This window comes from Leptolyngbya sp. FACHB-671 (assembly GCF_014695745.1).
Taxonomy (GTDB): domain Bacteria; phylum Cyanobacteriota; class Cyanobacteriia; order Elainellales; family Elainellaceae; genus JAAUTN01.
The window spans coordinates 1-23,547 of the sequence record NZ_JACJOV010000139.1; the positions used below are offsets into that span (position 1 = coordinate 1).

The following is a 23,547-nucleotide window of genomic DNA, read 5'->3' on the forward strand; positions in this document are numbered from 1 at the left end:
ACTGCTGTTTTGATAGCGAGTTTTTAATTCCTCACGACTGAGGTGTTTTGCCAGTGTAATTGTACGTCCCATCCTTCTATCTTATAGTGTTACTCCACAGCCGGATTCCGTATTATAATCTCTGGAATGGCTTAAATGGTCCTATCGGCATGGAACTGATGATTGAACAATTGCGGCAATTTCTGCTGTGATTTTTGACCTTGAAGTAGATTGCGTTGCGTTGCGTAAACTATTCCGTTTAGGCATCAAAATACTCCCGCCAGGAGTCAAACCTGCCTTACTCAGAAACAATCTTTGCGGTAAGCTGCTCAAGCAAGACCTTCTGTTGAAGGGCGATCGCACCTGCTAGTGAGGGTTCCACCTGTGCTCAGCTAAACAATGCAAATTCCTCTCAAGCAATACACTTCTCTCCTAGCACACTACCTCAAGCCACAGCAGGGTCGCGTGGTTGGATTGGCGATCGCCCTCCTCGGTAGCATTGGCTTACAAATTCTCAATCCGCAAATTCTGGGCTACTTCATTGATACTGCCGTATCCGGTGGCTCCCAGCAAAAACTTTTGATAGCTGCCTTTCTCTTCATGGGTTTAGCTTTACTGACACAGATTTTAACAGTCACGGCAACCTACTTAGGCGAAATGGTTGCCTGGACTGCTACCAATGCCTTACGGCTTGATTTAGCCAAACATTGCTTAAACCTGGATCTGTCCTTTCATAAATCCCACACCCCTGGAGAATTACTAGAGCGAGTAGATGGAGATGTGAATCTGTTGTCTCGCTTCTTTTCTCAACTCGTCATTCATGTGTTAGGTAATGGTGTTTTATTGCTGGGAATTCTAATCATTCTGTTTGCTGAAAACCTATTAGCAGGTGTAAGTCTAACTCTATTTTCACTCATCGCATTGTCACTACTGCTAGGGATACAATCCGTTGCCGTTACTCCCTGGGCAGCCTATCGGCAGGTGAGTGCTGATTTTTTTGGCTTCTTAGGTGAACATCTAGTGGGACGAGAAGACATTCGTGCCAATGGAGCGGTTAGCTATGTCATGCGCCGTTTTTATGAACTCCTACAACGATGGTTGCCCATTTATCAAAAAGCCAGATTTGCGAGTACGATTCTTTGGTCTACGAGCGTAGGGTTATTTACCCTGGGCAATGCGATCGCCCTTGCCGTTTCTGCTTACCTGTGGAACCAAAACGCGATCACGATTGGAACTGCCTATCTCATCTTTCACTACACCAATCTGCTCAACCAACCGATCGAACGCATCCGCGAAGAACTGGAAGAATTGCAGCAAGTTGAAGCCAGTATTCACCGGATTCGAGAGTTGTTGAATGTGCGATCGCAGATACAAGATTTGGGTAATGCTCATTTGCCAGCAGGAGCTTTGTCCGTTTCATTTCAACAGGTTTGGTTTAGTTATGAAAGCATTAAACAGGGGAATCGTGAGCAAAAAATTACTCCTTCACCCTCTATCCATACGCTTCAGAACCTCTCCCTGCATCTACCTGCTGGACAGACCCTCGGATTGCTTGGACGCACTGGAAGCGGCAAAAGCACGATCGCCCGTTTGCTCCTGCGGCTCTACGATGTTCAGACCGGGGAGATCCGCTTAGGAAATATTCCGATCGCCCAAACCCCCCTTTCTGAGCTTAGGCAACAAGTGGGGTTAGTAACCCAAGATGTACAGTTATTTCAAGCTAGTGTTCGAGATAATTTGACTTTTTTTGATGCTCGAATTCGGGATACAGAAATTCTGGAAACGTTGAATAACTTGGAGCTAACGGAATGGCTCCAGTCATTACCCAATGGGTTAGATACTCAACTTGGGGCAGACAGTGCCGGACTTTCAGCAGGGCAGGCGCAGCTATTAGCTTTTGCCCGTGTGTTTCTCAAAAACCCAGGACTGGTGATTCTCGATGAAGCCTCGTCTCGGCTTGATCCAATAACAGAGCAATGCATTGAACGGGCGATCGCCCGACTTCTCCACAATCGCACAGGAATCATCATTGCCCATCGGTTAGCCACTATCCAGAGAGTTGATCAAATTCTGATATTAGAGCAGGGGAAAGTGGTGGAATATGGTGATCGCTTTACCCTCCAAAATGATCAGCGATCGCGCTTTTCACAATTACTCAAGGTGAACGCTACGACACTAATGGCATAGTTCAGAATGTCATATTCAGACTTTTGCGTTGTAACTCTATTCAATATTCAATCTAATTAAGAATGACCACTCAAAGAATAGCAATCTGGAAACTTCTCTGGCGAATGATTCGCTACGCCTTTGGGCTGTACTTGCTAGATACCATTTTGTGGCTGTTTATTGCAGGACTACCTGTTGTACCCGGTTTAATCATCCGTGAGTTTTTTAATACCCTAACCAGCACAGAGACAAGTGGCAGCGCTCAATTGATCTCTCTGCAATCCCCGATGGTGTGGGTGGCGTTGATCTTTGCAGTGGGTGCTGCTCGCATTGTCGCTATCTTTGCTGGACGCGTTACCAAAACCCAGCACCGCTTTACGATGAGTTCTTTACTGCGACGCAATTTGTTAGACAAGTTGTTGCAGCGTCCAGGTGCAGAATCTCTCACAGTGGGTCGTAAAACAGTTTCACCCGGTGAGGTCATTAGTTTCTTTCGAGATGATGCGGCTCAGGTAGAAGATACTGTGGTGGGCACCAATGAAATCTTTTCAGCTGGGGTGTTCGCACTCGTTGCTCTCATCATTCTTTTCAACGTCAATGCACGGTTAACCTTACTAGTCTTTTTACCCTTGGTGGCGATCGCCCTCACCCTTCAACACGCTGAGGCTCGCATCAAGCGGTATCGTTCTGCGAGCCGTCAGGCAACCCAGCAGGTGACTGGATTAATTGGAGAACTATTCTCCGCTGTGCAAGCCATTCAGGTCGCAGGAGCCGAAACTCCTGTTCTCAACCATCTGCGCTGGCTCGGTGACCAACGCCAACAACGTGTGGTGCAAGATCAGGTTTTTACAGCAATCATCCAGTCTAGTTTAGAAAATTTGGTCAGCCTGGGTACCGGTCTAATCCTATTAGTGGCAGCCCAATCTGGAGTGGGGGGTGGCGATTTGCTTTCAGAGACACTTCGCGAACGCACGCTCAGTGTGGGTGACTTTGCTTTATTTGTGTATTACCTGGCGTTTGTTACAGATTTTTTGTGGTTTTTCGGCGGCTTCTTAGCTCTAACAAAGCAAACAGAGGTGTCATTAGAGCGGATGGGAACGTTGATTAGCAGTGTGGAAGAGCAGGAGAGTAACAGAGTGGAAGGGCTGGTTGAACCTGCACCGCTGTATTTGCCCGATCTCAAAGGGCGAATGACTGAATTGCCTGCGATCGCCCAACCCAAGAGAGATACTGCGCTTGAAGAGTTAAGAGTAGAAAATCTGACCTACCGATATCCAGGCGGTGACACTGCTTTGCAGCGTTGGTCTGATCGCGGCATTACCAATATCAGCATGACGTTGAAACGAGGTAGCCTGACCGTTATCACAGGTCGAGTCGGATCAGGGAAAACGACGTTACTGCGAGTCTTACTGGGTCTACTCCCCAGACAATCTGGGGAAATTTACTGGAACGGATCACGCATCGAACAGCCTGATCAGTTTTTTGTGCCGCCACGCAGTGCCTATACACCACAGGTACCCCAGTTGTTCAGCAATACACTGCAAGAGAATTTGTTGATGGGATTTCAGACTGATGAGGCAGAATTGAGGAAGGCGATCGCCATTGCTGCGCTGGATCACGATCTCGCTGCAATGCCAGAAGAACTCAATACCCTGATCGGCTCCAAAGGAATGCGTCTTTCCGGTGGGCAACAGCAACGCGCTGCCGCTGCCCGAATGTTGCTCCGGCGACCCGAACTACTCGTCTTTGACGACCTCTCCAGTGCGCTTGACCTTGAAACCGAACAAACCCTCTGGTCACACCTCCTTGCCGCTACACCTCGCTCCCCCATTTCTTACAACCCTACCTACCTCGTCGTTTCTCACCGTCCCTTTGTTCTACGTCAAGCCGATTACATCATTGTTCTTGAAAATGGTGTGGTTGACACAGCAGGGAAACCAGAGGATCTCAATATTGTGATGTAAAGCGAAAAATAAATTAACCGAATTGGGTGTAATACCGTTTCTAATGAAGCTGCATATTTTGAAACGTGCTAAACGACCCAATCTTTGGGTTATTTGTTAGGGTTAGAGAGAGTTCGAGGTCAGGCTATGCAACCTATCATTCGTAATACTTTCATTCGTCTCATCGCCTTTGCTGAGCGAGTCTTGCGCGGACTAATTACAGCATTGCAGAAAACGTTCGTTTTCTTTGGTAAGCTCTTTGGCTTGAGCACACCCAGCTATTACTTTGAGGACAAAGCTCAAGAGGATAAGACTGCTGAGTCTGCCACAACCTCAGTTGCTAGCAATGCAGTTAATCTTCGTCCCAATCGCCGCCGCTCTGAAAGCGAAATGGACTACTTCCGTAATATGGCCCGACAGATTGATAAACCTAATTAACATCAAATTCTCCTAAATAACCGCAGTTCCCGTAGGAATGGATAGGTTTTGCCATTCAGCCTCGGCTCCATCTGAGTTTTGGCTGCTAAATCTACCCATACAATGTTGCAGTTGGTTGAGAGGATTTGAGTAATGCCTGCCAAGTTTATACAGTTTCTCGATATCCGCCGAATACCACAAAGCTAAAGTTTTTGTACCAGCAGTCTACATCTTGAAACCCTGCGGCTTCTAGGCAGCTTAACTGGAGATCAAGAGGGGCAAGGCGATCGAACTCCATTCGCTTTTGGGCAGCGGCAAGTTCATCCGCCGAAACGCCGAGAGTTTGCACTGAGTCGAGCCAGTTTTGCCGATAGAGCTTGTCCAAATAAGCTGTTTTGCCCTGTACCTGATCAGCGTTGATAAATATTCCACCGGGTTTGAGTGCTTGATAGATGCGACGGTAGAGCGTTGCTTTGTTTGTATTAGACAAGTGGTGAATGGATAGAGCAGAAATGATCAGGTCGTAGGAGTTACCAAAGTCCGTTTCTGCATAGTCTCCAATCAAAACTTGAGGAGATTTGCCTAGTCCTGCAAACCGGGCCTGGGCTTTTTCTAACATCTCCAGCGCAAAATCCATCAAGGTAAATTCTGCGTTGGGAAATAGCGCCTGCACCATGCCGGAATACAATCCAGTTCCTGTTCCTAAGTCTAGAGCTTTGAGGGGTTTGGTACGTTCAAATGGAATCACCTGAACGGACGTGCCATAAAAGTCATCAAAACAGGGAATCAGAATGCGCCGCAGCCCATCATACTCGGCAGCAGCCCGATTAAACGCAGTTTGGATATTCATGGATTCTCAAGTTCTCTAAAAATTGGGAATTTCGGCGAACATACTTACTCTCTGATGCGGTTCTGCGGAAGGTTGCTTTTGCCAATAGCTATAGAGCCGATTCAGGGCATTCACATAGGCGTAGGCAGAAGCCACGACGATATCCGTGTCGGATGCTTGCCCGACAAATAGCCGCTCCTGATAGCGCAGATGGATTGTGACCCGTCCCAATGCGTCAATGCCTTCGGTGACGGACTGGACAGAGAATTCAATTAGTTCATTGGGCACCTGCACCAGCCGATTCACCGCTTTATAAACCGCATCAACTGGGCCAGTTCCTACAGCCGCGTCGGTTAGAATTCTGCCATCGGGCATGAGAACCGTCACTGTGGCAGTCGGGCTGGAGCAATCTCCACAGGACACCTGCACCTGTTCAAGCTGAAAGGCATGTTCGACCTGAGCCTGTAGCTCGTCGCGGGCGATCGCCTCCAGATCCCGATCAGAAACCTCTTTCTTCTTATCCGCTACTTCTTTGAAGCGATGGAAAGCTCGGTTCAAATCTTCCTCGTTCAGCTCAAACCCCAACTCCTGCAAACGAGTCCTAAAGGCATTGCGGCCAGAATGCTTGCCCAGCACAATCTGATTGGCAGTCAAGCCAACTGAGGCAGCATCCATAATTTCGTAAGTTTCCCGGTGCTTGAGAATACCGTCCTGGTGGATTCCAGACTCATGGGCAAAGGCATTTGCACCCACGATCGCCTTGTTGGGCTGCACTGACATTCCGGTCGCAGTGGAAACCAATCGGGAGGCTTTGTAGATTTCTTGAGTATTGATCCGGGTTAGCGGCGCTTCCGAATTGGCTGGACGACCTAGAAATACATTGAAGTGTGACTTGCGAACTTGCAGCGCCATCACCACTTCTTCTAATGCGGCGTTACCTGCCCGTTCGCCAATGCCGTTAATCGTGCATTCCACCTGACGCACGCCCTGCTCGATTGCCGTCAATGCGTTTGCGGTTGCCAAGCCCAAATCATTTTGCGTGTGAACCGAGAGAATGACCTGATCGATTCCAGGCACATTTTCTCGAATGCCGCGAATCAACGCTTCCATATCCTTGGGGGTGCAGTAGCCGACGGTATCGGGGATGTTGAGCGTAGTAGCTCCAGCGGCGATCGCCCGTTCCAATACCTGATACAAAAACTCTGGCTCAGAGCGACTGGCATCCATCGGCGAAAATTCTACGTCCGTCACAAAGCTTTTGGCATAGGCAACCATTTCTTCGGCGATCGCCAACACTTCCTGGCGCGACTTCTTCAACTGATATTTCAAGTGAATATCAGAGGTTGAAATAAACGTATGAATCCGAGGATGCGCCGCAGGCTGTAAGGCTTCTGCCGCCGTCTGAATATCTTGCCGAACCGCTCTAGCCAAACTGCAAATAATTGGCCCACCTTCAACACCGACAATCTTTGCAATGTTATTCACTGCCTCAAAATCACCGGGACTGGAAACCGCAAACCCAGCCTCAATCACATCCACACCCAGCCGCGCCAGTTGTTGAGCAATCACCAGCTTCTCTTCCGGGTTTAGCGTTGCACCGGGAGACTGTTCGCCATCCCGCAGGGTCGTATCAAAGATAATGACTCGGTCTGGTTGGGGTTGAATGCTCATGGTTGGCTCCTGATCGAGGGGGTTGAGGATGAGGGACGAGGATGAATACTGTATTCATCTTCATCCCTCATCCTTTACAATGAATATTGTATACAAAAAATCGTATACAAAAATAAAATATCCGTGATCATTTTATGGAATCAGTAGATTTAGGTGACCTAGCAGCGGGTGTGTTGCGCCATCAGCGGAGTACGCCTGACCTGATTGCCGATGCGCTGCGAGAGGCGATCGTGCAGGGCGTATTCCAGGAAGGACAGTCGTTGCGGCAAGATGAAATTGCGGCTCAGTTTGGTGTGAGCCGAATCCCGCTGCGGGAGGCGTTGCGACAGCTTGAGGCAGAGGGACTGGTACTGCTTTCTCCTAATCGTGGGGCAACGGTGGCGATCATGTCTCCGGCAGAGGCGCAGGAAATTGGTGAGATTCGTGTCGCGCTAGAGAGTTTGGCGCTTCAGCTTGCGATTCCAAAGCTGACAGAAGCAGATTTGCAGAAGGCGGCTGATATTTTGGAGAAAACCGATCGCGAAACCGATGTGGGGCGCTGGGCAAAGCTGAACTGGGAATTTCACGCGGTGCTTTATGGGGCTGGCGATCGCCCTCGCCTACTATCCCTAATCAAAACGCTGCATGTGAATATCGATCGCTACATTCGGCTGCAAATGGCGAAGATGAACTATTTAGAGAAATCGCAGCAAGAGCATCAGCAAATCCTGGATGCTTGCCGCAAGGGTGACTCAAAAACAGCAGTGAGGCTGCTCAAGCGTCACATTGAAACCGCAGGAGAGCAACTGGTTACATATTTACGGAACGGACGGTAAGCGGCTAGTAGCAGGGCGTTGCTGAATGCGGGTATGATTCACGGATTTCAATCCCCTCTGTAGGGGCATGGCAATGCCATGCCCTTACGGAATTCATACATTAAATCAGCAACGCCAGTAACAGTGCGATCGCCTAGTGGAATTCAATATCACGAAGCAATCAATGCATTTTTGCGGCTGCGAGTGATCTAGGCGACTTGACAAATCAATTTTATTTGAAATGATTAACATAGTCTGTTAGTTTAATACAAAACGATTAAGCCAAATTGAATTCAATCATGAAAGGGATATCAATGAGTGCCACCCTGTTAGGACATAACAGTCCGAATTGATATGAGCCTCTTTGAGACGGGGGTGACTGTGGAATTTTGTGCAGGCGAAACGGGTATCAACCACGTCTCCTGCTCCATTACGACTGACCAGATCAAGTTTGGCAGGGAGAGAACTGTGTTTGAGGGGCGATCGCCGCAAGATCTCACCCTAGAACCATTGTTGGATAGAGAGGACAGCATTTTAATGAGTGTGAAAGTTGGCATTAACGGATTTGGCAGAATCGGGCGACTTGCATTGCGGGCTGCATGGGATTGTCCAGAACTAAAATTTACTCACATTAATGAAGTAAAGGGCGGACCAGAAACCGCAGCACACCTACTCAAATTTGACTCCGTTCATGGACGCTGGGCACCCGAAGTTGCCGCAAAAGACGAGCGAGTTTGGATTGCAGACCAATTCCTCAGCTTCAGTGAACACAGCACTCCTGATGAAGTGCCCTGGGAAGATCTGGGTGTTGACCTGGTGTTAGAATGCTCCGGCAAATTCAGAACTGTGCAATCCCTTGATCCCTACTTCAAGCGAGGAGTGCGAAAAGTGATCGTGGCGGCACCCGTGAAAGAAGGGGCGCTAAACGTCGTCATAGGGGTGAACGATCATCTGTATAAACCTGACCAACACGATCTGCTCACGGCCGCTTCCTGCACTACAAACTGTCTAGCTCCGGTCGTAAAAGTGATTCACGAAGGGTTGGGCATTTGTCACGGTGTCATCACCACAATTCATGACAACACCAATACCCAAACGATTGTGGATGCGCCTCATAAAGATCTGCGACGGGCGAGAGCAACCAGTTTATCTCTGATTCCTACGACTACCGGGTCGGCAACGGCGATCGGGCTAATTTATCCAGAGTTGAACGGCAAGCTCAACGGTTTAGCCGTGCGAGTTCCTTTGCTCAACGCGTCCCTGACAGATTGCGTCTTTGAAGTGAGTCGTTCAACTACTGTTGCAGAAGTCAACCATTTACTCAAAACTGCCGCCGAGGGACCGCTTCAGGGCATTTTGGGTTACGAAGAGCGTCCTCTCGTCTCGATTGACTACAAAGATGATCCCCGATCTTCGATCATTGATGCCCTCTCAACAATGGTTGTGGATGACACTCAGGTGAAGATTCTTGCCTGGTATGACAACGAATGGGGTTACGCCAATCGCATGGTAGAACTGGCACGAAAAGTTGCGCTCAGTCTTTCTTGAATTACCCCTATCACTTTCACTCAAATGACTGCATCCACTGCCGACCGAGCCAATTTACGAAATTATATTCTGGTAACGATCGCCTACTGGGGGTTCACCATCACCGATGGTGCCCTGCGAATGCTGGTGTTGCTCTATTTCAACCGGATTGGCTATAGTCCGCTAGAAATTGCAATGCTGTTTTTGTTCTATGAAGTTTTTGGCGTTGTCACCAACTTCCTGGGCGGATGGATTGGTTCCCAGATGGGGCTAAAGGTGACGCTCTACACAGGCATCGGGCTACAGGTCTTCTCACTGGTGTTGCTGGCGTTTCTCAATCCAGAGTGGACGCAGTGGGTTGCGGTTGTTTTTGTCATGGTTGCTCAGGCATTCTCTGGCATTGCCAAGGACCTGACCAAAATGAGTTCTAAAAGCGCCATTCGACTGGTGGTGCCTCAGGAAGCGCAGTCCTCATTGTTTAAGTGGGTAGCAGTCCTGACTGGCTCCAAGAATGCGCTCAAAGGAGTAGGTTTCTTTGCGGGTAGCGCTCTGCTTGCTGCATTTGGCTTTAAAGACTCACTATTGATCATGGCGGCAGGGCTGTTTGCCATCATCCTGACGGGTTTCTTCCTACCCAAAGGGATGGGGAGAATCAAGACAAAAGTAGGATTCAAACAACTCTTTTCTAAGAGCCGTGAAATTAATATCCTGTCTGCTGCCCGGTTTTTCCTGTTTGGCTCTAGAGATGTCTGGTTTGTCGTCGGTCTGCCCGTCTTTTTGTATGACGTGTTGGGCTGGACATTCACGCGGGTCGGAGGGTTCATAGCCTGCTGGGTAATCGGCTATGGCACCATTCAGTTTCTTGCGCCAACGTTATTAAACCGCTTTGGCTCCGGTCAACCGCCCAGAGCAGCAACGATTCAGTTCTGGACGTTTACCCTAACCGCGGTGCCAGCGGCGATCGCCCTCGCACTCCTCCTCAATGTTCCCCCTAACATCACAATCATTGCCGGACTCACCATTTTTGGTGTTGTTTTTGCCTTTAATTCAGCCGTTCATTCCTATCTGGTGCTGGCATTCACGGACGATGACAAAGTAGCGCTCAACGTTGGGTTTTACTATATGGCAAATTCTGGTGGACGACTTGCAGGCACAGTTTTATCGGGACTCATCTTCCAGTTTTTTGGGCTAGTTGGTTGCCTCTGGACATCCACGATTTTGGTGTTAGCGGCAGGGATTATTTCTTTGAAATTGCCTGACCCACAACCCCAGAAGGCGATCGCCTGGAAAGCTGGTAGCGGAGACTAAGATTACCAATGACCAATAACTAGTAACTAATGCGGGTAAGTTGACCCAGAATCAACAGTGGGTAATACTTCTCTAAAAGAGGGCTACAGATAGAGGGGTATCCCATCTGTAGCCCTAATTCTTGGAATTAGTGTAACAACCTAAAACACGAAGTTACTCGCTACATTCAGACTCTCTAGTGAGAGATTGTTTGCTTGAACATTGATAAATGGGACGAATGGACGATTTCTAGTTGAACCGTCTTCATCGATCTGAATGGAGAATCTGCCAGAGTTACCCTGCTGAAGGACTTCAACATAGCCATCGGCGATCGCATCCTCACCGTTATATCCACCCGCAATCAGGCTATCTAACAGTTCCGTCAACACCAGTTTGTCTTGACCTACTTCAAAGTCGGTGATGGTATCACCGCGATCGCCAATGTTGGTGTAAACGATGCGATCGCGTCCACCGCCTGTTGTGATCACGTCATTTCCATTAAAACCAGTAATTCGGTCGTTGCGATCGGTTCCAGTGAGATCGTCACGTTGGGAAGTGCCGTTAATCACATTAAACTCTGGCGCGAGATCGAGTCCAATGACGACTGGATCGTGGTCAGAGGTACGGAAAGCATTGGGTTCGTACAGATCATTGCCAGAGGGTTCCGCCTCAAAGCTGGCTTCTCCTGCACCATCATCAATGGTGTCGTTGTAGTCAAATACAGGAATTTCATCCGCGTTGATGTGCCATTCTGCTGTACCAGTAACCTGTGACTCCATCGACTCACTGGCTAAGGCATGATCGAGGTAGCCAAGCTGCCCGTCAAAGACATAGCTGTAGGCATCATCACCGCCAAATTTTTCTACCAGATCGGTGTAGCCTGCATTCTTGATCGTTGTGATTGGCGTTTCCCCTTTGTAGGCATTTAAGTCACCAATAATCAGATAGTCCGTATCACCCTGTCCGGTTGGGTCAGTGGGAAGCCAGGTATTCACCAAATAGTCGGCAGCTTTGGTGCGCGTGTCGTTAAACTGTCCTTGACCATCATTCTGGTCAACATCTGCTCCTGTGGCATCGCCTCCACCCTTGGACTTGAGGTGATTTACAACCACATTAAACACAGAGCCGAAGTCTGCATTATTAGAGTCGATTACCTCAAATGCTTGAGCGATCGCCGGACGATTGCGCTGAATGCCAGCGTTGTTGGGATCGGTGAATTCGGAGTCAAGCAAAATTGCTTCTTCTCCCCTAGGCTGCACTACAGCAGGCTTATAAATGACAGCAACCGTGATTTGATCCGTGCCTACCACACCCATGTCGATGTAGTCGTAGGTTCCTTCACCCACAACGGCATTCAGGCGATTCACCAGTTCTTGGACGGCAGTACTGTTGTTTTCAATTTCAACCAAACCAAATACGTCTGCGTCAATTTCCGCTAGAGCAGCCGTGAGTTTTGCATTTTGACGCTCAAACTCAGCTGCACTATCGGCTCCACGAGGGGAACCATTGCCGCCCGTAGTGTCGATGCTGGTGAAATAGTTTAACACGTTGAAGTTAGCGACTTTAATATTGCCGCCAACGTCGGGTGATGTTTCAGGACGAGGATTATTCACAGTGAACTCGACCGGATCAGCCTCGGTAGGACGAATTCTCCAGGCATCCGTACCAGCCTGCCCAGCAAATGACCAGTGCAATACTCCAGTCAAGTTGTTGATCGTGTCTCCACCCCGGAAGAAGTCAGTGCCTTGAGTCCCGATACTTAATCCATCAGGCTGCGGGTAGTAGATTGCACCGTTTGGCAACGGTGAGTTTTGAATGTTATCGTCGTCATCCAGAATAATCCGGCTGCGCTCTAAGTTATCCAAAAACTCCGTGTATTCTGCTGCAGTTGGGGTGTCATCAATGTGACTGTATTGGAAGGGGCGATCGCCTTCGGTCAAAACGATCTGACCATAGCGGGCTAGCTCAAAGTACTCCGAGACATATAGCGTGTCTGCAAACTCGACGCGCATTCCTTCAGACTGTTCGTAGTAGTCATCAATGTTGCCCGTCGCAGGCAGGTCAAGGCTTGCCGTTGTGACCTGTCCGATGTTGTTATCGCCATCGACCAGTTTGATGCTGTCAGCCGTAGTAGCACTGACCTGAGTCATGCCAAAAAACTCACTGACATTGCCCGTCACCCGGACAACTTGCCCTTCCTGCACGTCTAGAGGCGCATTGTTGCCCGTAAAAACAAAGATGCCTTCAGAGGTGGTTGCATCTCCATCCTGATCAGCCGTTTCCTCTTGAATGAAGAAGCCTCGAAGCTGGTTGGTCAACTGAAAGTCAGCAACAACGACGCCCTCAAGGGTGACGTTTTGCCCCGTAAGCGGACTAACATCGTTGTGAGCACCACCTGCCTGCTGAGTAGATGCGTTGCCCTGAATCTGATGGATTTTGGTGACTGCGATATCATTATCTGTGATATTGACTGTCAAGTTTGGTATGGCAAGCCCGTTATAGTTTGCGTCTGCACTTGCAGTTATGTGAGAAATGGTGCCCGTATGGGGAGAAGTCTCAGCGTCGGTATCATTAATCGCCTTGACTGTAACTGTTTGGGGTGTGGTGTTACCCAGCCTCACCTCCAACGATCGCGTGAAAGTTGTGCCATCCACACTGATCTCAGTTTGAGTATCTGCATTGATTGTGATGATGACTGGGTTGCTGGGCGTAGTTTTAAGAGCGATCGGATAGGTATCAGTCTGACCCGCCTCACTCACGGCAGTGCTGCTATCTGTTCGGGTAATGGTGATTCCTGTATCATCATTGCCCTGAAAGATTTGACTTACATTCACCTCACCAAAGCTGTCATCAGCCGCAGGTGCCCAGGTAAAATCTGTACTGGTGCGACCTGTTCCCTGAAGCTGGAGGGAAGAGCCAACCGGAGTCGAATCTAGTTCCCGTACGCCAATATCGACGCTCTCTAGTCCGACAGCGGGGCCATCAAGGGCTGTAAAAACGCCTTCGTAGCTGAGAAATTGTACGACAGCACCCGTGTCATCGACTAAGGCGATACCATCCGGAGCACCGTTTTGGATACCGTTAGAAGGATAAGTAACGGTGATAGTGCCAAACCCATTTTCCTGATCGGAGATAGTGAGTCCGGCGAGCGATCGCCTACTATACTCTAAGCCATTCGCTCCGTTATAAAGAACAATCTGCCATCCGGTCAAATCAGTTCCGGCTAACCCCGCCAGTTCAATCGCTTCGCCAGTATCAGTTCCAGCGTTGTCGTAGTGAAATTCGTTGATAAATGCGTTCGCCATGATCCGCCTTTGTGAATGTGAAGAATAAGTGTGAAGAACAACCGTGAACCGTCTAGCGCTTTGGCACGCAGCAAAACTTGTAGCCCCTTCTTTAATCAGCAGGGACAATTCACTCAGGGCACCGATGATGGTATGAAGGCTAAACTGTGTTCAAATTTACCAACTTAACAATTCTCACAGTCACTTTAAGGCGGGTTTAACCCTGACTTAAGGCTCAATGCGACTACGGAAACTTCACAATCGCTTCACACTTGTAAAGGAATTTTCAGGGACATCAGCTAAATGCTTAGGCTCGTTGAGCCTAAGCATCAATACCAATTTCAACCGTTCCTATTCCAACCATTGGTGTTTCCAAAACTTTAATGTTCTCAAAACTCATATCCTTATTTATTCGAAGCTAAGCATTTTGAAGCATACGCGGGGCACGCTCCAGGATGCTCAGCCTTAGAAAAAGTTGGTATCAGTTAAACTTAAAGCATTTCGATAGGCATCCAATACCGTTGAATGACTTGGAGGAGAGACAGGTGAATTCTAAAAATACTGAGCCACACCCCCGTACTCTGAAACAGATGACCCTGTTATTCTTAGGCGGCTCGGGTGCGGGTCTTATTCTCTTTGCTCTGTTTGGTGGAGTATGGCACGTATCCCATTTTGGCTGGGTGATGGGAACCACAACGCTATCGTGTGGACTGTTGGCCGTGCTATTCCGCCAAAACTTTGAAAAGATGTTAACTGCGTTAATGGATAATGCCCCTTGGCTTTAGCACTCGCTGAGAATTGAATCTTTAAGTGCAGAGTGCTACAGCATCATTACAATAAAAGATGGCTAAATGGGATCACTGCTGGGGCATGGCTCATGATTGATCTGAAGATGCTGCGTCGGATACCGCTGTTTGCTGACCTGAGCGACGAGCAGCTTGACTTTGCCAAACTGGGATGCGAGCGATCGCTTGAACCGGGAGAAATTTTGGCAGTCGAAGGCGAACCGTCAGGCTCTTTTTGGGTGCTGCTGGATGGCGAAATTCAGTGCACCAAGCAGATGGGCGATCGCCAAATTCCTTGGACTAATTTTGAGCCTTACTCCTACTTTGGTCACGAACTCATCCTGTTAGAACAGCCCTATCTAGCTACAGCACGCGCCTTGCCTAAAAGCAATCTGCTGGAGTTTGACACGGCCGCATTCTGGAAAATGATGGAGTTGTGTCCCCTGATCAACCGTGAGTTGCTGATTTCAACCGCTCAGCGAACACAGGATCTAGGAACCGTCTCCTTACAGGCGGAAAAGCTGGTATCCCTTGGCACACTCACCTCAGGACTGGCTCAGGAGCTACGGCAGGTGTCCGCTACAGGGCGAGAAGCGGTCGAGCGTTTGCAGGAGTTATTTCAATGGCTCCAACCGCTGACCGTCAAGCTCAACGCCCATCAGATGACCTCTGATCAGCAAGAGTTTTTGATTACGCTTCAGCAAACCCTCCTGGAACGGATGACGATCTTTCCGGCAGAGATTAATCCGCAGGGATGGCAAGTGCAGGAGGAAGACATTGTTCAATGGCTGATCAAACGCAGCATTCCACACCCACAACACTTTGCTAAAGTTTTGACTCGTGCGGGTTTGGATGTTACTGTCCTCAATGATATCGAGAGTGTTGTTCCTGATGGAGCCGTGTGTGCGGTTTTAGCCTGGTTAAAAGGCACGCTTAAGAGCTTAGCCTTAGCGAATGATGTCGAGTTTAGTACTCAGCACATCGCCGAACTTGTCCAGGCTGCAAAAGATTACACCTATCTCGACCAGGCTCCTTTGCAGGAAATGGATATCCACGAAGGGTTAGAGAGAACTTTAGCAGTTTTGAATCATCGGCTAGTCACTGGGATTGAAGTGATTCGCGACTTTGATCGCACCTTACCTCCTATCTGTGTGTATGGGGGGGATTTGAACCAGGTCTGGACACATCTGCTCGACAATGCGATCGACGCAATGGCAGGACAGGGAAAACTCACTCTGCGAACGTCTCAAGTTGGCGAAAGCGTGTTAGTAGAAATTGTGGATACTGGCCCTGGCATTCCGGATGAAATTCAGCCTTACGTTTTTGACCAGTTTTTTACAACGAAAGCAACAGATAATGGAACGGGTCTAGGACTTCCGATCGCCCACCGAGTGATTGTAAGTCAGCATCAAGGTCAGATTCAGGTTACTTCAAAACCTGGCTGTACCTGCTTCCAAATATACCTACCCATGGATTTAAAGGAATCTGACAGTTCCGCTGCCCCCTCTCAAGTTGCATAAGTTGCAATCAATCGGTAACTACCTATGCTGAGCCTCAAACCTGCTCCTGTCACCACTGATCTACTTCGCCGAATTCCCGTTTTTGCCCAAATACCGGAGGCAAAGCTGGAATGGATGGTTGCCCAAGGAAAAGCGGTTAGAGTTCCACCGGGCGGGCTGTTGCGGGCTGAGGGAGACCCGGCAAACTGTGTGTTTGTGCTGCTAGAAGGGATTTGCCGCATGACTCAGCGCTCTGGCAATCAGGATATTTTGCTGGTGCAGCACGATCGCCCCACGCTGATTGGTGAAGTGCCACTGCTAATGGGCGTACCCTACTTTTGGGCTAGCGGTAGAGCCGTTACAACCTGTCACATCCTGGAACTGGATGCAGATACTTTCTGGCAGTTTATGGGGCTGTGCCCGACCGTTGCAAAAAGCGTTTTGCAAACCATGATTGTGCGGATGCAGGAGATTCAAGTCCTGGCGCAGCATCGAGAGCGCCTAATTTCACTGGGTACGCTTGCTGCGGGGTTGGCGCATGAGCTAAATAATCCTGCTTCAGCCGCGCAGCGGGCAGCACGGGAGTTGCGACGGGTGTTTCCGCTGATGCAAACCCAGACACTCAAGCTCACTCATAAGTGTTTGACGGACGAACAACGTGAGTTTTTGATCCGTTTGCAGCAGGACGCGATCGTCCAGGCTCAAAACCCACCCACGCTCGACTCAATGACCCAGAGTGATTGCGAAGACCAGCTTACCGATTGGATGGATGACCACAACATACAAAACAGTTGGCAGTTTGCTTCCACGTTTGTCAATGCTGGACTAGATAGTGACTGGCTTGACCAAATTCTCACTTGCTTAAACAACATTTGTCTTCAAGACGTTTTCACCTGGCTGGAAGCTACCCTGACCGTGGTGGGATTATTGAATACTTTAGGACACAGCACTGAACGAATTCATCAACTCGTGGGAGCCGTTCAGGATTACTCTACGCTCGATCCAGACGACCTTCAGCCTGTTGACATTCATAAAGGCTTAGAAAGCACACTCACAATTTTGGGACACAAGCTGAAGCGAGGTGTGACAATAGTTCGAGACTACGCCGAAGATCTGCCCAAGGTGATGTCACACGGGTCAGAGCTAGAGCAGGTGTGGATGAATGTGATTGATAATGCGATCGCTGCAACACTAGAACGGTTTAACCTCAATACAAGCAGCACTCCAATGTCGGTTACGCCAGCACTCCACACGAACCCCGTGATGATTCCAACGGGCTGGCAAAATAGAGCAAGGCACTTCTCAATCACAAGCCAGCCAACGATCTGGATACGCACTCGTTGTGAGGCAGATTGGGTGCTGATTGAGATTGCAGACAATGGCATTGGCATTCCGCCCGAAGTGCAGCCTCACATCTATGAGCCCTTCTTTACTACAAAAGGCGTTGGTAAGGGCACCGGCTTAGGATTAAACACGAGCTACAAAATCGTTAAACGTCATGAGGGGGATATTCGTGTTACCTCTCAACCCGGCGATACCTGTTTTCGGATTCGCTTTCCCAGTCAATGTTGAGTAAGTCTACAAACACTACCCGCCGCTACGACTTCGATTGGCTACGAGTGCTAGCGGTGCTTTTGCTGATCTACTTTCACGCGGCTGCGGTCTTCTACAAAGGTGAACTGGGCGAATTTTACATTCAAAACGATGTTTTGAGTCCGGGAATGAATGCTTTCGTCCTATTTGTTCATCAGTGGCATATGCCGCTGTTTTTCTTGCTTTCGGGCGCTGCTTCCTGGTTTATTCTGCAAACTCAGATGGCAGTTCAGTACGTTTTAGAACGGTTTAAGCGGCTATTCATTCCTTTTCTGTTTGGCACTCTGATCTTAATTCCGCCTCAAGTTTACTATCATCTTTTAAGCACTTCGAGCGATCGCCCTTCATACCTTCAGTTTTATCCCCAGTTCTTTAATGGCGTTCGTCCTGAAGGAAATTTTGAGTGGGGACATCTCTGGTTTTTGATCTATTTGTTTACCTTTTCTCTGCTGGCTTTGCCGCTGTTTCTGTATTTCAAGAACTCCGGTCAATCTTGGATTTCAAAGCTGGCAACACTAGTCGAAAAACCCGGAGCAATCTTCCTGTTAGCCTTACCCTTAGTACTCATTGAAGCAGCTTTGCGCCCTCACTGGATTGGATTTCAGAACCTTTACAACGACTGGGCAAATTTCTGTTTATATCTTGCTTACTTTATTTATGGCTACTTAATTTGTGCAGATCCAAGATTTGAACTGGCAATAGAGCGAAATTGGAAGGCGATCGCACTATTGGCGATCGCCTCTATGTCAGTGCTATTTGGGCTATGGCAAACCAATGTTTTACCAGAGCGAAGCTATTCGTTGGGGTATGTGCTGTACCAGATGTTGCGCGGCTTAAACTCCTGGCTTTGGGTAATGGCACTTTTGGGGTTGGGTCGCAAATACTTAAACTTTAACAATCGAGTATTGCGGTATCTTAGTCCTGCGTCTTATCCCATTTATGTACTGCATCAAACTGTTTTGGTGGCGATCGCCTTCTATGTCGTGCGGTGGCAAACAGGTGTGTTCGCAAAATTCTTTTTGATTAGCACTGCTTCACTCTTTATAACCATCCTGCTCTATGACCTGTTCGTAAAACGCCATAACATTCTGCGATTTCTCTTTGGGCTAAAGCCAATCAATAGACCTTCTGCATAAACGCAGCCAGGTTGCATTCAATCCTGCAAAAAATTCAGAATTGCAGCGTTGAACTCTTGCGATCGCTCAACCTGGGACCAATGTCCACACTCATCAAAAATCTGTAGATCAGCGTTGGGTAACTGTTTTGCTGCAAACTGGGCATGGGCAACTGGCAATATCGGATCTTGTTGTCCCCAAATAATGAGGGTCGGTGTATGAATCGTGGCAAATTGATCAACAATGGGGCGATAAACCTCAGGGCGAACTCCCCAAAAATCAATATTAGCCCTAAGTTGCCTCTGTAATGCCTCTGGCGTACCAGGAAGATTGCCAATCTGATACAGCACTTCAACCCAATCGTCTGTAATCACCGCTGAGTCATACACAATTTGCTTTAATACAGAAGCGGTACTAATCCGACTGGGACGAAACAACTGGCTAGGCCAGGGCAATGAAGCTAACCGGAGGAAAAACGTAATCTCCTTGCCCAACCCTAAACTGTTTGCCAGGACTAATTTTTCTATTTGCTCAGGAAAAAGCAGGGCAAACTGTAGGGCAATTCCGCCTCCTAACGAGTTTCCCACCAGGCTAGCTCGTTCCAAGTTAAGAACATCCATGAAAGCCTGAACAAACTTCGCCAGGTCAACTAAAGAGTAAGAAGTTGGCGGCTTATCGGAGCGACCCGAACCAACCAGATCAATTGCATAAACTCGATGGTGCTGCGCCAAAGTACCAATATTGTATATCCACGTTTCTACACAGCTTCCTAGACCATGAAGCAAGATGACTGTGGTTTCTCCATCCCCCAAAGCCCAGTAGCGAGTATTAATGTCTCCGACTTCAATATATTGGTCTTGTGGAGTTTGGGTAAGGCTCATAATGAAATCAAACTTCTAAACGTTGTACATACTTGATCCAGGATAATAAATCAGCCCAGATTTAGAGAGATTGCCTCGTTTGCCTCGTTTCCAGGTATAGCTTGAGAATACTGCTTCGAGGTGCCTCCTCTAGCTGCAAGAGGCAGAGCCTCTAGAATTACATTCTGGTTAAAAGCCAGAAACGAGAAAAAACGAGAGAAAAGGGAGGCTGGGTTTTACCCAGCCTCCCTTCCTTTGTCCTAATCTTGAGAAATTTGCAGATCCCTAAGCCGCTTGCTTCTGGCGCTTGACGGTGGTGGCAGCCAAACCCACTAGAGCAGCTAAACCTAAAACCGTAGCAGGTTCAGGAACGGGAACGGGATCTGCGACTGCAACCGTTCCAAGCACTGCTTCAGGATTGCCGGGTGAGAGAGATTCAACGCCATCGGTGTAGGAGATTGCGTACAGGAATTCTAAATCTAGAACTGCATCACCAGAACCAGAAGTGAAAGTTCCCTGGTCAAGTCCATCTAGCAGTTCGGGCTGATTCAGTCTGCCATCAACATAAAAGCTAGCGTCAAAGTCTGCCGTTGTACCCGACTCTTTAGAAGAGAAAGAAAACGCAGGTACAACATCATTTCCGCTCCAGTTCCAGAGCCAGGATTTCAACTCATCACCGGAGATGATGCCGTCCTGAGTGTCTTCGTCATCTGCGACGATTGTTCCAAAGATAGAACCGCCGCTACTTTCTTCCCACCAGCCGCTATATTCAACATCCCAAGCAAAGAGTGCAGCATGAGCAGGGGCAGCGATCGCCGTTAAACCTAAACCCAACCCGACAGCAAGCGCAAAACGTTTCATAAAATTACCTAGTGAGTAATTGCGGATAAAACAAACTGCTGGACGTTGGGTTTGCTGCTAGCAGCAAACCCAACGCCACACCGAATCTAGGAACCGATGATGCCACCGTTTTTACGGGTAATTACAATGGTTGCATCACGAGGAATTCTGCCGCTTCCCTGGGGTGCTGGGAAGTTAGTCAGCGCTGGGTCACCATCACCTGGATGCTGAAGGTTGACAAACATGGTTCGGCGATCGGGCGTTACGGTAATACCAGTCACTTCACAAGCCGTTACTCCGGAGAAGATGCGGCGAATCTCTCCTGAACCTGGGTCGGCAACCAACATTTGGTCATTTAGCTTCACACCATTAACTTCAGGCTGATCTCCGTCAGTTTGAATGAATAGCCGTCCATCGGGGTCAGCCCATAGACCATCTGGGCTACCAAAGGCGCTCTTCTCAGTAGAGTGAGTATCTGTCGCAAGAACAAAGATATCCCAGGTAAAGGTGGTACCGACGTGATTGTTGCTATCGCGCCACTTGATGATGTGACCAAAGGGGTTGGGTGCCTGTGGGTTAGGAGGGGTAGCTTCTGTGCGTCGGGTGTTGTTTGTGAGAGTCGCATAGACATCACCGTTGGGTCCAGCAGAAATCCACTCTGGGCGATCCATTGGAGTAGCCCCTACCGCGTCAGCTGCAAGGCGGGTGTAGGTCAACACTTCAGCCTGATCTGCAAATTTAGCTCTGAGAGCAGGGTTGTTGATGGTGAGTTCAATCCAGTTGCCTGTGCCGTCGTCGTTGAACTTAGCAACGTAGAGCTTACCCTGATCCAGGGGGCTGAGTCCCCGTGCAATCATCGATCGCCAGTTGCTATCAGAAACAAACTTGTAGATGTAGTCAAAGCGCTCATCATCGCCCATGTAGACTACGGCACGACCACCTTGCCCAACTACAACCTCTGCATTTTCGTGCTTAACCCGACCGAGTGCAGTACGTTTCACAGGTGTTTGAGAGGCGTTCATTGGATCAATTTCAACCACCCAGCCAAAGCGGTTCTCCTCATTGGCATAGCGGGGGTTTGACAGGTCAAAACGAGGATCAAAGACATGCCAATTGTAGCCAGCACCACCTGCTGAAAAACCATAGCGAGCTTGCGCTTCTGTGGGTGTCCACGCACCCGTTGTACCAAAGTAGCCGTTGAAGTTTTCCTCACAGGTGAGGTAGGTTCCCCAAGGGGTTTTGCCGTTGGCGCAGTTGTTCACGGTTCCTAGAGGCGCATTTCCTGCTGCGGTTCTGAGCAGACGGCTGTTGGCGGCTGGACCGCTAAAGGTAACGGGTGTGTTGACGTGAATGCGGCGAGCATTGGAGCTGCTGACATTCTGCCACCTGCCATTCACCTTTCTAATTTCAACTACTGATGCACCATGAGCGTGCTGGGAGAGACGTACATCTTCAAGGCTTTCTGGCGCTTCTTTACCAAGGATGTGAGTGTTGTCACCAAACTCGTGGTTAATTGCCAGCATTCCGTGATCGTTACCCTCACCAATGGGGAAGAACCACATGCCGTCGTGACCAATTCCCACTTGCTGAGCCTGCTGGGCAGCGGTGGGTCGTCTGTTAGGTTCACCGTTGTAAGCTGGACCACCGGGTTGGATGGGGGTTCCCCAGGGAATTAGCACCTCGTACTGGTAATCAGATGAAATGCTCGGAGTAGCGCCCGCGCCATCCGCAGCTCGAACAAATGAGAAGTTGATGAGGCTGCCGCCTTGACGGGCGATCGCCGTTCCAGTACCTTCAACGGCATCACCAGCAGCCTGGGCTGTAGCAGCAGTGGCTTCCTGAGTAAACAGCTTGTTGCCAGCTAGCGCTGCTAAGAAACCAGTGGCTGACAGTGCAGCACCACGCGCAAGAATGTTACGCCGAGACATTCTAGCCCGCAGAACATCCTCAAAAGAACGGTTGCCCGATCTATTGCTACTTCCGTTATCGTGAATCACCTGTGTTCTCCTCTCAATATTGAACTTGCTAGCCGAATCTATTGGTTAAACTAACTAACTGAACCTGTTAGGGTTAGAAAAATGACTTACAGCAGTTTCCACTTGTGTAGACCACAAATTTCTGCAGGGCAGTTCGCCAACTGCCCCTACCCGTGGCTTATCCACCTGACAATGGCTGTAAGTCCTGGAATTCGATCAACGTGAAACCACTCACTTTTGAGTTAAAACACGGTCAGCACCCTCCCCATTAGAATCCGAAGCTTTTCTCTGACGAGAACTCACACACTTGATTGCGACAGAACTTTGAGTTCTTATCAGGAATTCATCACCAGTCCGTCACATCACTTGGACAGGCTTGCACTCAGCCCTCAAAATCAATCTAGATCGCTCAGATAATCCTGGGCGGCTGCTCCAGTGAGACGACCCGAATCAAAGGCTTCATCAATCCAAAAGCGATCTTGGATATCAGTGTTTCCATCCGCAGCTCCAGCTGGAGCCACTGCCACTGTTTCCGCTGCCTCATGTCGTTGAAGCAAAGCGTAAGAGGCACGGTAATATCGGCTCCAGTCCCTGACCTGGGGATTTGTCTGCCACTGAGCGCGAGAAACAGTCACGGTCAGAACTGGAATCATCTCACCATTGCGATCGCCCACCACATCTACCTGAAGAGTCGAAAGGTCAGGGTTTTGGCTAAACTGACGACTGATCGCCTCGCCCAGCAGCGACTCTGCCTGTGCAATCAACTCACTGTGATCGACCTGCCTATCTACGGGCATATCAATCACAATCCGTTCATCTTCTGCCTGTGCAGGCTGATAATTTCCACTCAAAAAACTAAACATGAATGAGACTGCGATCGCCATCCAAAATCGGTGAGTAAAAGTCTTTTGAGACACGAAATCAAAAACCTATCTAAAGTACTCTGCTTGAGTAAGAAGTCTGAAATATTACAAACCAGTTG

17 protein-coding genes are annotated in these 23,547 nt (G+C 48.9%); 10 read left to right on the forward strand and 7 right to left on the reverse strand.

The window, feature by feature from the left end; translation table 11 throughout:
- Positions 1 to 378: 378 nt before the first annotated feature.
- The 3 genes from H6F93_RS22150 to H6F93_RS22160 all read left to right on the forward strand — a co-directional run bounded on the left by H6F93_RS22150 (position 379) and on the right by H6F93_RS22160 (position 4,526).
- Complete coding sequence (locus H6F93_RS22150; RefSeq protein ID WP_190685432.1) at positions 379 to 2,166, forward strand: ABC transporter ATP-binding protein; 1,788 nt, start codon at positions 379 to 381, stop codon at positions 2,164 to 2,166.
- Positions 2,167 to 2,228: 62 nt separating this feature from the next.
- Positions 2,229 to 4,109: an ATP-binding cassette domain-containing protein gene (locus H6F93_RS22155; RefSeq protein WP_190685436.1), complete on the forward strand. Its 1,881-nt coding sequence runs from the start codon at positions 2,229 to 2,231 to the stop codon at positions 4,107 to 4,109.
- A gap of 126 nt (positions 4,110 to 4,235) precedes the next feature.
- Positions 4,236 to 4,526 carry a hypothetical protein gene (locus tag H6F93_RS22160; protein WP_190685440.1) on the forward strand — a complete coding sequence of 97 codons (291 nt, stop codon included), beginning with the start codon at positions 4,236 to 4,238 and terminating at the stop codon, positions 4,524 to 4,526.
- A 145-nt stretch (positions 4,527 to 4,671) separates the two neighbouring features.
- Here the strand turns inward: H6F93_RS22160 and H6F93_RS22165 are convergent, their stop codons facing one another.
- Both H6F93_RS22165 and H6F93_RS22170 read right to left on the reverse strand, forming a co-directional pair.
- Complete coding sequence (locus H6F93_RS22165) at positions 4,672 to 5,355, reverse strand: class I SAM-dependent methyltransferase (protein WP_190685443.1); 684 nt, start codon at positions 5,353 to 5,355, stop codon at positions 4,672 to 4,674.
- Between the two features lie 15 nt (positions 5,356 to 5,370).
- Positions 5,371 to 7,005, reverse strand: a complete 1,635-nt coding sequence (locus tag H6F93_RS22170) for a 2-isopropylmalate synthase (protein ID WP_190685445.1) — start codon at positions 7,003 to 7,005, stop codon at positions 5,371 to 5,373.
- A 134-nt stretch (positions 7,006 to 7,139) separates the two neighbouring features.
- Here H6F93_RS22170 and H6F93_RS22175 point away from each other — a divergent pair, with 134 nt between their 5' ends.
- The 3 genes from H6F93_RS22175 to arsJ all read left to right on the forward strand — a co-directional run bounded on the left by H6F93_RS22175 (position 7,140) and on the right by arsJ (position 10,634).
- A complete protein-coding gene (locus H6F93_RS22175; RefSeq protein ID WP_190685449.1) occupies positions 7,140 to 7,820 on the forward strand; it encodes a GntR family transcriptional regulator in 681 nt (226 codons plus the stop codon).
- A 333-nt stretch (positions 7,821 to 8,153) separates the two neighbouring features.
- The gene (locus tag H6F93_RS22180) at positions 8,154 to 9,347 is read left to right on the forward strand and encodes an ArsJ-associated glyceraldehyde-3-phosphate dehydrogenase (RefSeq protein WP_242043565.1); all 1,194 of its coding nucleotides are present in this window, start codon (positions 8,154 to 8,156) and stop codon (positions 9,345 to 9,347) included.
- A 24-nt stretch (positions 9,348 to 9,371) separates the two neighbouring features.
- Entirely contained in the window at positions 9,372 to 10,634 is a 1,263-nt protein-coding gene (gene arsJ, locus H6F93_RS22185; RefSeq protein WP_190685453.1) for an organoarsenical effux MFS transporter ArsJ, read from the forward strand.
- Between the two features lie 140 nt (positions 10,635 to 10,774).
- Here arsJ and H6F93_RS22190 read toward each other — a convergent pair whose 3' ends face one another.
- A complete protein-coding gene (locus H6F93_RS22190) occupies positions 10,775 to 13,918 on the reverse strand; it encodes an ExeM/NucH family extracellular endonuclease (RefSeq protein ID WP_190685457.1) in 3,144 nt (1,047 codons plus the stop codon).
- A 524-nt stretch (positions 13,919 to 14,442) separates the two neighbouring features.
- On the opposite strand from H6F93_RS22190, the gene H6F93_RS22195 reads away from it, so the two are divergent.
- From H6F93_RS22195 to H6F93_RS22210, 4 genes are all read left to right on the forward strand, one after another.
- Positions 14,443 to 14,682, forward strand: coding sequence for a hypothetical protein (locus H6F93_RS22195; protein ID WP_199313894.1), 240 nt, complete (start codon positions 14,443 to 14,445; stop codon positions 14,680 to 14,682).
- A 92-nt stretch (positions 14,683 to 14,774) separates the two neighbouring features.
- Positions 14,775 to 16,202 carry an ATP-binding protein gene (locus H6F93_RS22200; protein ID WP_190685461.1) on the forward strand — a complete coding sequence of 476 codons (1,428 nt, stop codon included), beginning with the start codon at positions 14,775 to 14,777 and terminating at the stop codon, positions 16,200 to 16,202.
- 24 nt (positions 16,203 to 16,226) lie between these two features.
- Positions 16,227 to 17,753, forward strand: a complete 1,527-nt coding sequence (locus tag H6F93_RS22205; RefSeq protein ID WP_199313902.1) for an ATP-binding protein — start codon at positions 16,227 to 16,229, stop codon at positions 17,751 to 17,753.
- Positions 17,747 to 18,910: an acyltransferase family protein gene (locus H6F93_RS22210; RefSeq protein WP_190685464.1), complete on the forward strand. Its 1,164-nt coding sequence runs from the start codon at positions 17,747 to 17,749 to the stop codon at positions 18,908 to 18,910. Before H6F93_RS22205 ends, H6F93_RS22210 begins: the two co-directional genes overlap by 7 nt.
- A 17-nt stretch (positions 18,911 to 18,927) precedes the next feature.
- On the opposite strand, the gene H6F93_RS22215 is transcribed toward H6F93_RS22210, so the two are convergent.
- The 4 genes from H6F93_RS22215 to H6F93_RS22230 all read right to left on the reverse strand — a co-directional run bounded on the left by H6F93_RS22215 (position 18,928) and on the right by H6F93_RS22230 (position 23,482).
- Positions 18,928 to 19,770 (reverse strand): alpha/beta fold hydrolase, encoded by an 843-nt coding sequence (locus H6F93_RS22215; protein WP_190685467.1) that lies wholly within the window; start codon positions 19,768 to 19,770, stop codon positions 18,928 to 18,930.
- A 264-nt stretch (positions 19,771 to 20,034) separates the two neighbouring features.
- Positions 20,035 to 20,610, reverse strand: coding sequence for a PEP-CTERM sorting domain-containing protein (locus tag H6F93_RS22220; protein ID WP_190685472.1), 576 nt, complete (start codon positions 20,608 to 20,610; stop codon positions 20,035 to 20,037).
- Positions 20,611 to 20,696: 86 nt separating this feature from the next.
- Positions 20,697 to 22,586 (reverse strand): alkaline phosphatase PhoX, encoded by a 1,890-nt coding sequence (locus tag H6F93_RS22225; RefSeq protein WP_190685476.1) that lies wholly within the window; start codon positions 22,584 to 22,586, stop codon positions 20,697 to 20,699.
- 374 nt (positions 22,587 to 22,960) lie between these two features.
- Complete coding sequence (locus tag H6F93_RS22230) at positions 22,961 to 23,482, reverse strand: hypothetical protein (protein WP_190685478.1); 522 nt, start codon at positions 23,480 to 23,482, stop codon at positions 22,961 to 22,963.
- Between the last annotated feature and the right edge of the window lie 65 nt (positions 23,483 to 23,547).

Coding starts and splice junctions, on each gene's coding strand:
- H6F93_RS22150 (WP_190685432.1), top strand. CDS start 379: ATGCAAATTCCTCTCAAGCAATACACTTCTCTCCTAGCACACTACCTC.
- H6F93_RS22155 (WP_190685436.1), top strand. CDS start 2,229: ATGACCACTCAAAGAATAGCAATCTGGAAACTTCTCTGGCGAATGATT.
- H6F93_RS22160 (WP_190685440.1), top strand. CDS start 4,236: ATGCAACCTATCATTCGTAATACTTTCATTCGTCTCATCGCCTTTGCT.
- H6F93_RS22165 (WP_190685443.1), bottom strand. CDS start 5,355: ATGAATATCCAAACTGCGTTTAATCGGGCTGCTGCCGAGTATGATGGG.
- H6F93_RS22170 (WP_190685445.1), bottom strand. CDS start 7,005: ATGAGCATTCAACCCCAACCAGACCGAGTCATTATCTTTGATACGACC.
- H6F93_RS22175 (WP_190685449.1), top strand. CDS start 7,140: ATGGAATCAGTAGATTTAGGTGACCTAGCAGCGGGTGTGTTGCGCCAT.
- H6F93_RS22180 (WP_242043565.1), top strand. CDS start 8,154: ATGAGCCTCTTTGAGACGGGGGTGACTGTGGAATTTTGTGCAGGCGAA.
- arsJ (WP_190685453.1), top strand. CDS start 9,372: ATGACTGCATCCACTGCCGACCGAGCCAATTTACGAAATTATATTCTG.
- H6F93_RS22190 (WP_190685457.1), bottom strand. CDS start 13,918: ATGGCGAACGCATTTATCAACGAATTTCACTACGACAACGCTGGAACT.
- H6F93_RS22200 (WP_190685461.1), top strand. CDS start 14,775: ATGATTGATCTGAAGATGCTGCGTCGGATACCGCTGTTTGCTGACCTG.
- H6F93_RS22205 (WP_199313902.1), top strand. CDS start 16,227: ATGCTGAGCCTCAAACCTGCTCCTGTCACCACTGATCTACTTCGCCGA.
- H6F93_RS22210 (WP_190685464.1), top strand. CDS start 17,747: ATGTTGAGTAAGTCTACAAACACTACCCGCCGCTACGACTTCGATTGG.
- H6F93_RS22215 (WP_190685467.1), bottom strand. CDS start 19,770: ATGAGCCTTACCCAAACTCCACAAGACCAATATATTGAAGTCGGAGAC.
- H6F93_RS22220 (WP_190685472.1), bottom strand. CDS start 20,610: ATGAAACGTTTTGCGCTTGCTGTCGGGTTGGGTTTAGGTTTAACGGCG.